Here is a 10,947-nt window from a genome sequence, read left to right as displayed (position 1 = left end):
CAGCTACGCGACGGCGCTGCGCTCCTTGTCGGCGGCTTTCCACGGGCGATCACGATCCGCGTTCCAATTGAGTTCAGGCCCTAGGCTTGCGATAGGGGGAACATGACGGAGCGATACGACGTCCTGATCGTGGGGGCCGGGCACGGCGGGGCGCAATGCGCGATCGCTCTGCGGCAATTGGGGTTCGCCGGATCGGTCGCGATGGTGACCGAGGAGGACGATTACCCTTACGAACGCCCGCCGCTGTCGAAGGAATATCTGGCAAAGGACAAGCCGTTCGAGCGGCTGCTGATCCGGCCGCCCGCCTTCTGGGACGAGCGGAACGTCGGCGTGTTGCGCGGAAGGCGGATCGTGTCGGTCGATGCGGCGGCGAAGTCGGTGACCGACGCGACCGGCGCGGCGATCGGCTACGGAACATTGGTGTGGGCGACGGGCGGCGCGCCGCGACGGCTGTCGTGCGGCGGGGCCGATCTGGCGGGGGTCCATGCGATCCGCACGCGCGCGGACGTCGATACGCTCGAGAGCGAACTGCCGGGCGTGGAGCGCGTCGTGGTGATCGGCGGCGGCTATATCGGGCTGGAGGCGGCGGCCGTGCTGACCAAGCTTGGCAAGCACGTCACGGTATTGGAGGCGCTCGACCGCGTACTGGCGCGGGTGGCGGGGGAGCCGCTGTCGCGCTTCTACGAGGGCGAACACCGCGCGCACGGCGTTGACGTGCAACTGGGCGTGGGGGTCGATTGCCTGCTGGGCGAAGGCCGCGTCCGTGCAGTGCGGCTGGCGGACGGGAGCGAGGTTCCGGCCGATCTGGTCGTCGTCGGGATCGGGATCGTGCCCGCGGTGCAGCCGTTGATCGCGGCGGGCGCGAGCGGCGCGAACGGCGTGGACGTGGACGGCGCGTGCCGCACCAGCCTGCCGGATGTATTCGCGATCGGGGATTGTGCGGCGCATGAGAACGGATACGTCGACGGTGCGCGGATCCGGCTGGAATCGGTGCAGAACGCCAACGATCAGGGGACGTTGGTCGCCAAGACGATCGTCGGGCAGGACGCGCATTACGATGCGGTGCCGTGGTTCTGGTCGAACCAATATGATCTGAAGCTGCAGACCGTGGGGCTGTCGACCGGCTACGACGCGCTGGTGACGCGCGGCGACGTGGCGGCGCGGAGTTTCTCGCTGGTCTACCTGAAGCAGGGGCGCGTGATCGCGCTCGATTGCGTCAACGCGACGCGCGACTATGCGCAGGGACGCAAACTGGTGATGGAGCGCGCGGTGATCGATCCGGCGCGGCTGGCGGATACGGGCACACCGCTGAAGGAGATGCTGGCATGACGCCCGTGCCACCGATCGACACCTCGCTCGGCGGCAGCGCGGCGCTGGTGACCGGCGCGGCGAGTGGGATGGGACGCGCGACCGCGGTGCTGCTGGCGCGGGCGGGCGCGTCGGTGGCGGTGACCGACGTGACGCTGGAGGCTGCACAGGCGGTGGCGGACGAAATCGTTGCGGAGGGGTTTGCGGCGCAGGCGTGGGCGCTGGACGTCAGCGACGCCGCGGCGATTTCGTGCGTGGTAAATCAGGTCGCGACGACGTTCGGTGGGCTGGCGGTGCTGGTCAACAATGCCGGGATTTCGGCCAATCTTGCGGTCGACGCTGATGAATATGAAGCCCAATGGAACCGGCACATCGCGATCCTGCTGTCGGCGCACCAGCGCGCGATCCGCGCCGCGCTGCCGCATCTGCGCCGCGCCGCGCACCCACGGATCGTCAATATCGCATCGACCGAAGGGCTGGGCGCGACCGCCGGGTTCAGCGCCTATTCGGCGGCGAAGGCTGGGGCGATCGGTCTGACGCGCAGCCTTGCGGTCGAACTGGGCAAGGGGGGCATCACGGTCAATTGCATCTGTCCGGGGCCGATCGACACGGGAATGACCGCGAGCGTTCCCGATGACGCGAAAGCGACCTATGCGCACCGGCGAACCGCGCTCAGGCGCTATGGTCGGCCGGAGGAGGTGGCGTTCGTGACGCTCAGCCTGTGCCTGCCCGCGGCGAGTTACGTGACCGGCGCGGTGATCCCGGTCGACGGCGGGTTGATGGCGCGGAACGCCTGACGGTCAGGCTGATCCTCACCCCGCGAACGCCGGGCGCGCCTTCAACCGCTCATACCATGCCGCCAGATTGCCGTGCGCCGCATCGAGCGGCTGGCCGATACGGCTGCCGAATTCGACGAACGCGAACAGCAATATGTCGGCGAGCGTCAGGCGGTCGCCCGCGATATAATCCCGCCCCGCCATCTGCGCGTCGATGAAGGCCAGGCCGTCCTGCGCGCAGGCCTTCATCCCCGGCGACGCCTCCGGCACGCAGCGCAGCCGTTGTTCGAACATCTTCAGGCCCTCCGCGCCGCGAAAGCCGAAGGTCATCGGCGACGTGACCGTCAGGTCGATACGGCGCACCCACATCCGGGTCGCGGCGCGCTGCGCAGGCGTCGCGCCGATCAGCGGCGGTTCGGGATGCAGTTCATCGAGATATTCGCAGATCGCGGTGATCTCGCTCACGACATCGCCGTCGTCCAGCATCAGCGCCGGTGTGGTGCTTGCCGGATTGGTGCCGGTGTAGGGCGCGCGACGGTTGTCGCCGGCCATGATGTCGACCTTCTCGGTCGGCAAGTCGACGCCCTTTTCGGCAAGGAAGATCGTGACGACACGCGGATTGGGGCCGATCGACGTATAGAGTTTCATGGCTGTCCTCTCCGGCTTGCGCATCACGTCGTGACGCGGGCCGCGGGCAAAGGCAAGCGTCTCAGGCGGCGAGCGCCAGCCGGTCGCGCCCGGCGTCCTTGGCGCGATACAGCGCGGTGTCGGCGGCGTGCAGCACGGCGTCGTCGGCGTCGCCGGCGCGATAGGATGCGACCCCGCCGCTGACCGTCACGGCGATCGTGCCGCTGTCGACCGAACAACGTGTCGCGCCGACCGCCGCGCGCAACCGGTCGCATACCAGCCGCGCCTGTTCGATCGATGCGTCGGGCAGGACGACGGCGAATTCTTCCCCGCCCAGGCGTGCGACCATGTCCTGATCGCGCACCGCGGCGCGTGCGATGGCGGCGAAGCGGCGCAGCACCTCGTCGCCCGCGGCATGGCCGTGGCGATCGTTCACCAGCTTGAAATGATCGAGGTCGAACACCGCGACGCAGCCGCCCGTGCCGGTCGCGACCTGCCGCGTCAGTTCGGTGCGAAACGCGATCCGGTTCGCCAGACCCGTCAACGGATCGGTCAGCGCGGCGCGCGCCAGGCTGTCTTCATGTTCCTTGCGGTGGGTCACGTCGCGCACCGCGCTGACCAGGCCGGTCACCACGCCGTCGTCGTCCAGCACCGCCCGCGTGCGGCTTTCGAACCAGCGTTCGCCGCTGCGCGTCGGGGCGCGATATTCGCTGACCGTGACGCGCATCGGATCATCGACGGTCGCCGCGATCATCTCGCGCATCTTGTCGACTTCGGTCGCGTCGACCAGCACCGATACGTGGCGGCCGACCAGCGCGTCCGGATCATGCCCGCCGATCTCGCGGATCGACGATGATACGAAGCGCAGCCGTCCGTGGATGTCGATGTTGATGATGATGTCGGTCGTGTTGTCGGTGACCATGCGGTAGCGCGCCTCGCTTTCGCGCAGGCGGCGGAACAGTTCCGCGCGGCGTTGCAACTCGGCGTTGGCGGGCAGCACCGTCAGCATCGTCGCTGCGATGAAGAATTGCAGGAACTGGATGCGGGAGCCGACATCGCCGTCCATCAGCGCGATCGGCCCGTGGCCGTTCAGCGTGAATGCGCCGCCGATCAGGGAAACGACCACGATCGACGCGGCGGTCGACAACGCGCCGCCGCGGAACGTGGCGAGCACGATCGGCAGCATCGGCAGGAATAGCAGGGGCATGCGATCCTGCGCGAAGGTGATCAGGCTGACCAGCGCCACCAACGTCAGCAGCATCGCCAGCTCGACCAGCTTCGCGCGCCGCGTATTGCGCAGCAGCCGCGCCGCTTCGCCGCGCAGGATCATCACCGCGATCGGCATGAAGGCGAGCGTGCCGAGCGCATGGCCGCTGTACCAGTGCAACGCTTCGGGCAGGAAGGCGCGGCCGTAGAGCAGGTGGATCGTGGCCCCCGCACCGATCGCGCCGGCCAGAGGCCCCGCCATTCCGGCCGAGACAACGAAGGCGATCAGCCAGTGGTGCGTGTCGTTGACGGTTCGACCGCCGCTGAGCCGTCGCAGCAGCGCCGCGCCGAGGACCGCCTCCGCGACGTTGACGACCGCCAGCGGAAGCGCCGCCGTTGCGCCGAAGCCGAACAGGGTGGTTGCGGCTGCGCCCGCGATGAAACAGGCCGCGATCGATGCGGGCCATCGCGACGTCTTCTGCGTTACCAGCCGGGCGGTCAGCACCGCGGTCGCGATCCACAGAAAGGCGACCCCGCCGTCGAAGCGCGTGCCGGCGATCGTCACGGCGGCGGCGGCGAAATACACTGTTCCCAGCGCGATCGCTTCCGCAACCCTGTTGTACCTGCGCCTCGCCATCCAACCGGTGATAGGGCGACAGGGTAAACGGCGGGTTTCGCCGCTAGGTTAATGCGGTCCGTTTTGCGTAAGTTCTGCAAGCCACGCGGCCGCGGTCCCATCCGACGGCGCGCGCCAGTCCCCGCGCGGCGACAGCGCGCCGCCGGCCGACACTTTCGGGCCGTTGGGCAGCGCCGATCGCTTGAACTGGCTGGTCTGGAAGAAGCGCGTCAGGAAGCGTTCGAGCCAGTGTGTGATCGTTTCAATCTCATACGCCGCGCGGCCGTTTTCGGGATATCCGGCGGGCCAGTTTCCCGCGGCCGCATCGCGCCACGCGTGCCAGGCGAGGAAGGCGATCTTCGACGGCGCGAGGCCGCGACGGATGACGTAATGCGTGAAGAAGTCGTTGAGCGCGTACGGCCCGATCTTGCTTTCGGTGCTCTGGATCGCGCCGTCGGCCCCGGCGGGGACCAGTTCGGGCGAGATTTCGGTGTTCAGGATCGCTTCCAGCACCGTATCGGTTTCCCGGTCGTACTGGTCGGTGGCGATCGCCCAGCGGATCAGGAACTGGATCAGCGTCTTCGGCACGCCGGCGTTGACGCCGTAATGGCTCATGTGATCGCCGACACCGTAGGTGCACCAGCCGAGCGCGAGTTCGCTGAGGTCGCCCGTGCCGACGACGATGCCGTGGCGCTGGTTGGCCAGGCGGAAGAGGTAATCGGTGCGCAGGCCCGCCTGAACGTTCTCGAACGTCACGTCATACTGCGGTTCGCCGTCACCGAACGGGTGGCCGATATCCTCCAGCATCCGGCGCGCGGCGGGGCGGATGTCGATCTCCTCCGCGGAAACGCCCAGAGCGCGCATCAGCGTCCAGGCATTCGATTTGGTGCCGTCGCTGGTCGCAAATCCGGGCATCGTCACGCCGAGAATGTCGGTCCGCGGGCGGTCGAGCCGGTCGAGCGCCTTCGCCGCGACGATCAGCGCGTGGGTCGAATCGAGCCCGCCCGATACGCCGATCACCAGCCGCTGCGAGCCAGTCGCCACCAGCCGCTTCGTCAGCCCCTCGACCTGGATGTTGAACGCCTCGTAGCAATCGGCGTCCAGCCGTTCGGGGGTGTCGGGGACGAACGGGAAACGGCGGATGTCGCGGCGCAGGCCGATGTCGGCGAAATCGGGCTTATGGTCGAACGCGATGCGGCGGAAGCGCGTCTCGGGGTGGTGCGCTAGCGCGGCGGCGTCGTTGAAGGTGCCAGTGCGCAGCCGTTCCTGCAACAGCCGTTCGCAATCGACGTCGCGGATCAGCAGGTCGGGTTCGCGCGGGAAGCGGGTCGACGCGCCAATCAGTTCGCCCAGTTCATGGATCGTGCCCTGACCGTCCCACGCCAGATCGATCGTGCTCTCGCCCGGCCCGGCGGCGGAATAGACATAGGCGCAGATGGCGCGCATCGATTGCGCCGCGGACAGCGTATCGCGGTCGCGCGCCTTGCCGATCGTGACGTTCGACGCGGACAGATTGCAGCAGATCAGCGCCCCCGCCAGCGCGCCCAGCGTGGAGGGCGGGGTGGGGGACCAGTAATCCTCGCAGATTTCGACGTGGAAGCTGAAATGCGGCAGGTCGTGCGCGGCGAAGATCTGGTCGGCCCCGAACGGCACGTCTTCGCCGTTCAGGTCGATCGTCAGCCCGGACAGCCCCGCGCCGCTCGCGAACAGGCGCTTCTCGTAATATTCGCGGTAGTTGGGCAGGAAGGTCTTTGGCACGACGCCCAGCACGCGGCCGCGCGCGATGACGACTGCGGTGTTGTAGAGCCGCGCGTTCCTGACCAGCGCCGCACCGACGATCAGCACCGGTTTCAGCTTCGCGGTCGCCGCGACGATCGCCGCCAGCGCGTCGCGCGTCGCACCTTGCAACGCCGATTGCAGGTGAAGGTCGTCGATCGCATAGCTGCTGACGTTCAGTTCGGGAAAGACGACCAGATCGACCGCTTCGTCGTGCGCGCGTTTCGCCAGCGCGATCGTCTCGGCGGCGTTGGCGGCGGGATCGCCGACGCTGGCGATCGGCGTCGCAGCGGCCACGCGGACCATGCGGTGATGGTGGATCGATCGGAAGGCGGCTTTCATGGCCATGTCGATTAGCGCGGAAGTTGGCGGCGCGCCACCGATCGGGCTTTGAGCGGCACGCTTGCTAGTCTAGTCAGCGCCTTGCGATGGAAATGACAGACTCATCAGCGGGTGCAGGCGCGACGATGTTCGCGGGCGGCGGCGCCATGGGCGCGCTGATCTTGGCGCATGACTGGGCGTCGACGCCATTGGGGCCGATCGCGGGCTGGCCCGAGACATTGGTCAACGCGGTCAGCATGGTCCTACCCGCCAGCGCCGAAATCGTCATGTTCTGGGGACCAGAGTTCTTCGCCTTCTACAACGACGCTTACGCCCCGACGATCGGCACGAAGCATCCGGGCGTGCTCGGCCGTCCGGCGCGTGAGGGGTGGTCGGAACTGTGGGATGACCTTGGCCCGTTGCTGCAGCGCGTGCATGACACGGGCGAAACGTTCGCGGCGAAGGATCGCCCGTTCCAGATCGAACGCGCGGGGTATCTGGAGGAGGTGTTTTTCGACGTCTCCTATTCCGCGATCCGCGAACGCGGCGGTGAAGTTTGCGGTATCCTGTGCATCGTGTCGGAGACCACCGAGCGCGTCCGCGCGGCGCGAGCGATCACCGCGGATCGCGAACGGCTGCACGAGATGTTCGATTCCGCGCCCAGCTTCATGGCGGTGCTGCGCGGACCCAACCACGTCTATGAGCTCACGAACTCTTCCTACCTGCAACTGATCGGCAAGCAGCGCGAGGATGTGATCGGAAAGCCGATCCGTGAGGCGCTGCCCGAACTGGCCGGACAGGGTTATGTCGAATTGCTCGACAATGTCGTTGCGTCGGGACGACCGTATCGCAGTGACGGCGCGAGCGTGACGTTACGGCGCACGCCCGACGCCGGCATGGAAGAACGGATCGTCGATTTCATCTTTCAGCTCCTGACCGATGCGACGGGCGCGGTGACGGGGGTGTTCATCGAGGGGACCGACGCGACCGACCGTCACGTCGCGGAGACCGCGCTGAACGTGAGCCGCGAATCGATGGATCTGGCGACCGAGGCGGCGGAAATCGGGACATGGGATCTCGATCCGCGGACCGGGCAACTCGACTGGTCGGATCGCACGCGGGAGATGTGGGGCGTGTCGCCGGGCGTGCCGATCACGATAGAGGATTTCTGGGCCGGGGTGCATGCCGACGACATCGCAGCGACCGAAGTCGCGTTGGCCCGATCGCTGGATTCGGCGGTGCGCGCGGCGTACAGCGTCGAATATCGCGTCATCGGGGCGGAAAACGGCGCCTTGCGCTGGATCGCGGCGCGCGGGCGCGGCTTCTTCGAGGGCGATACCTGCGTGCGCGCAGTCGGCACCGTCGTCGACATCACCGCGGTGAAGGCGCAGCAGGAGGTGCTGCGCGAAAGCGAGGAACGGTTCCGCACGCTGGCCGACAGCCTGCCCGCCCTGGTGTGGATCGTCGATCGATCGGGGCAGGTGCTGTTCGCCAATCGCGGGTTCGAAACGATGCTGGGCATTCCGGCGGAAACCGCGATGAAGGTCGGTTGGCTGGCGGTGGTTCCGCCCGAACACCATGAGCTGTTCGAACGGTCGCGCGCGTATCGCATGGCCAATCCCGGTCCTTACGGTGGCGATATCCGCGTCGTGACGGCAGCAGGTGAATCGCGCTGGATTCACACCGAGATGCGTCCGCGGATGCTGGCGGGCGCGTTCGCCGGCTATGTCGGTTGCGCGGTCGACGTGACCGAGGCGCACGCGGCGGGCGAAGTGCTGGAACACCGCGTCGCCGAACGCACCGCCGAACTGGTCGAACAGATCGCCGAACGTGAACGCGTCGAAGCCGAATTGCATCAGATGCAGCGGTTGGAGGCCGTGGGGCAGCTGACGTCGGGCGTGGCGCATGATTTCAACAATTTGCTGACCGTCGTGCTGGGCAACGTGCCGCTGATCGAGCGCGCGGTGCGCGGCGCGAACCTTGATCAGCGCACGTTGCAGCGGCTGGACAACGTGCGCACCGCGGCGGAGCGCGGGGCGGCGCTGACCGCGCAATTGCTGGCCTTTTCGCGGCGGCAGCGGCTGGAGGCGAAGGTCGTCGACCTGAACGACACGGTCGAAAAGATGCGTGAGCTGATGCGCAGTTCGCTGGGCGGCGCGATCGAGGTGATGACCGAGCCGACCGCCGATTTGTGGCCCGCGCTGGTCGATCCGACGCAGATCGAACTCATCATCCTGAACCTGGCGATCAACGCGCGCGATGCGATGCCCGACGGCGGCACGCTGACCGTGTCGACCGCCAACATCACGCTGGACGCGCCGAAACGGCCCGAAGAACCGCCCGCGGGTGAATATGCCTGCGTGTCGGTCGCCGATACCGGTACGGGCATGAGCGACGATGTGCTGGCCAAGGCGTTCGAGCCGTTCTTCACGACCAAGGACGTGGGCAAGGGATCGGGACTGGGGCTGGCGCAGGTCTATGGTTTCGCCAAGCAATCGGGTGGCGGCGTGCGGATCAATTCGACGCCGGGCGAGGGCACGACGGTGTGCGTGTATCTGCCCCGCGCGATGGCGGCGGTGGATTCGCCGGAGGAAACGCCGACCGTCGAGCCGCAGGGATCGATCGCGGGACGGACGATCCTGGTGCTGGATGACGAGGATGCGGTCCGCGCGGTGACCGCCGATGCGCTGCGCGACGCGGGCTGCCGCGTGATCGAGGCGGCGGACGGCGCGTCGGCGCTGGACGCGCTGGCGGCGGAGCAGACCGTCGACTTGGTCGTCGCCGACTTCGCGATGCCGGGCATGACCGGCGCACGCTTTGCCGATCATGCCCACGAACGCTGGCCCGCGCTGCCGGTGATCTTCGTGACCGGTTACGCCGATCTCACCGCGATCGAGGGCGTGGCGGAAGACCGCATCCTGCAAAAGCCGTTCGCCAGCGGCGCGGTGGTGGAGGTGGTGCGGCGCGTGCTGGAGCGATCCTAACGGGCCATCACGCCGCGGAACGGGCGATCGTCGCCGTCCAGACCGGCCCCCACGGGTAGCCCCAGCAGATCGCGCAGCAGCGGCGCGACGTCGACATTGTCGAACGCCGCGACGCGCTTGCCCTTCGCGAACGCCGGACCGGACGCGATGAACAGCGCGCGCATGTCGGGCAGGCGGTTGTCATAGCCGTGATTGCCTCCGGTCCACGGCTTCGCCGGCGCGGTCTTCACCGTCGTCCAGCCGTCCGCCGCCAGGCAGAAATACGGCGGGATGCGCGGGTTGCGGCCGTAGGCGAAGTGCGCGGGGATATTGTCTTTCCGCCAGCATTCCATGTGCGCGTGCGGTTTCAGCAAGGCGGCGTCGACCGCGGCCTCGCGGCCCGGCGTGGCGACGAAACTGGCGTAAGGCCCGGCTTCGACGATCCGTGCGTCGGCGGGGGCGACGACCTTGTCGAGCGCGATCGTGCGGTCGCTGGAGGTCGCCGCCATGCCGTGGTCGGCGACGATCACCAGATTGGCCTGCTGGCGTAACCCGGCCAGCCCCGTCACCAGTTCGCCGATCTGCGCGTCGACATCGGCGACCGCCTGCGTCGTACGCGGATCGCCGGGGCCGAACGTGTGTCCTGCTGTATCGACGGTGTCGAAATACAGCGTGACGAAGCGCGGGCGCGTCGCCGCCGGACGCCGCAGCCAGTCGATCACCGACCGCACGCGCTGCGCGCCGGGAATGACCTGATTGAACTGCTGCCAGTCGTGCGGGCGCGTGCCGCCGGTCACGTCGTTGGGCCACGCCTTCGCGCGCGTCCCGCCCCACGCGACGTTCGCGCCGGGCCAGAACATCGTCGCGGTCGGGATGCCGGCCTTCTCCGCGGTCACCCAGATCGGCTCGGCCGCGTTCCACCAGAACGGGTCGTCCGAGGCCATCGTGAACGGCTCTTCGGGGTGCCCCGCATCCTCGAAATTGTTGGCGACGATGCCGTGGTGGTCGGGGGTGAGGCCGGTGACGATCGACCAGTGATTGGGGAAGGTCTTCGACGGGAAGGACGGCCGCATCGGCCCGGTCACGCCCTCGTTCGCCAGTCGCGAAAGATTGGGCGTCACGCCGCGATCGAGATAATCGGGCCGGAAGCCATCGATCGAGATCAGGATCGTAACGGGCGCGCCCGTTTCCGCTGCCGCTGCGACCGCCGCGTTCGCGGCGGGCGCGGGCTGCGTGACCGGGGTCAGCGCGGGCGGGGTGTACGGGTAGGCGCACGCGCCGAGCGCCAGCGCCGCGGCGAGGGTAAGACAACGGATCATGCGCGCGTCCCTAGCCCCGCTGCATGACGTGCGAA

7 protein-coding genes are annotated in these 10,947 nt (G+C 68.0%); 3 read left to right on the top strand and 4 right to left on the bottom strand.

The features are described 5' to 3' along the window. The first annotated feature begins 102 nt into the window (after positions 1 to 102). Together M0208_RS04615 and M0208_RS04610 are read left to right on the top strand one after the other, a co-directional pair. Positions 103 to 1,329 (top strand): NAD(P)/FAD-dependent oxidoreductase, encoded by a 1,227-nt coding sequence (locus tag M0208_RS04615; RefSeq protein WP_258890559.1) that lies wholly within the window; start codon positions 103 to 105, stop codon positions 1,327 to 1,329. Then, a complete protein-coding gene (locus tag M0208_RS04610) occupies positions 1,326 to 2,105 on the top strand; it encodes an SDR family NAD(P)-dependent oxidoreductase (protein ID WP_258890558.1) in 780 nt (259 codons plus the stop codon). The genes M0208_RS04615 and M0208_RS04610 overlap by 4 nt, the downstream gene beginning before the upstream one ends. Positions 2,106 to 2,120: 15 nt before the next feature. On the opposite strand, the gene M0208_RS04605 is transcribed toward M0208_RS04610, so the two are convergent. From M0208_RS04605 to M0208_RS04595, 3 genes are all read right to left on the bottom strand, one after another. Then, positions 2,121 to 2,732, bottom strand: coding sequence for a glutathione S-transferase family protein (locus tag M0208_RS04605; protein ID WP_258890557.1), 612 nt, complete (start codon positions 2,730 to 2,732; stop codon positions 2,121 to 2,123). Between the two features lie 61 nt (positions 2,733 to 2,793). Next, positions 2,794 to 4,554, bottom strand: a complete 1,761-nt coding sequence (locus M0208_RS04600; protein ID WP_258890556.1) for a diguanylate cyclase — start codon at positions 4,552 to 4,554, stop codon at positions 2,794 to 2,796. 48 nt (positions 4,555 to 4,602) lie between these two features. Further along, on the bottom strand, positions 4,603 to 6,651 hold the full coding sequence (locus M0208_RS04595; RefSeq protein WP_408988077.1) for an NAD(+) synthase: 2,049 nt from the start codon (positions 6,649 to 6,651) through the stop codon (positions 4,603 to 4,605). 92 nt (positions 6,652 to 6,743) lie between these two features. Between M0208_RS04595 and M0208_RS04590 the strand changes: the two genes are divergently transcribed. Continuing rightward, the gene (locus M0208_RS04590) at positions 6,744 to 9,614 is read left to right on the top strand and encodes a PAS domain S-box protein (protein ID WP_258890554.1); all 2,871 of its coding nucleotides are present in this window, start codon (positions 6,744 to 6,746) and stop codon (positions 9,612 to 9,614) included. Here M0208_RS04590 and M0208_RS04585 read toward each other — a convergent pair. Then, positions 9,611 to 10,912 carry an ectonucleotide pyrophosphatase/phosphodiesterase gene (locus M0208_RS04585; protein ID WP_258890553.1) on the bottom strand — a complete coding sequence of 434 codons (1,302 nt, stop codon included), beginning with the start codon at positions 10,910 to 10,912 and terminating at the stop codon, positions 9,611 to 9,613. The genes M0208_RS04590 and M0208_RS04585 overlap by 4 nt on opposite strands. Positions 10,913 to 10,947: the final 35 nt, after the last annotated feature.

Origin of the sequence: Sphingomonas sp. SUN019 (assembly GCF_024758705.1) — a bacterium.
Taxonomy (GTDB): Bacteria; Pseudomonadota; Alphaproteobacteria; order Sphingomonadales; family Sphingomonadaceae; genus Sphingomonas.
This window is presented reverse-complemented; position numbering and strand designations above follow the sequence as displayed.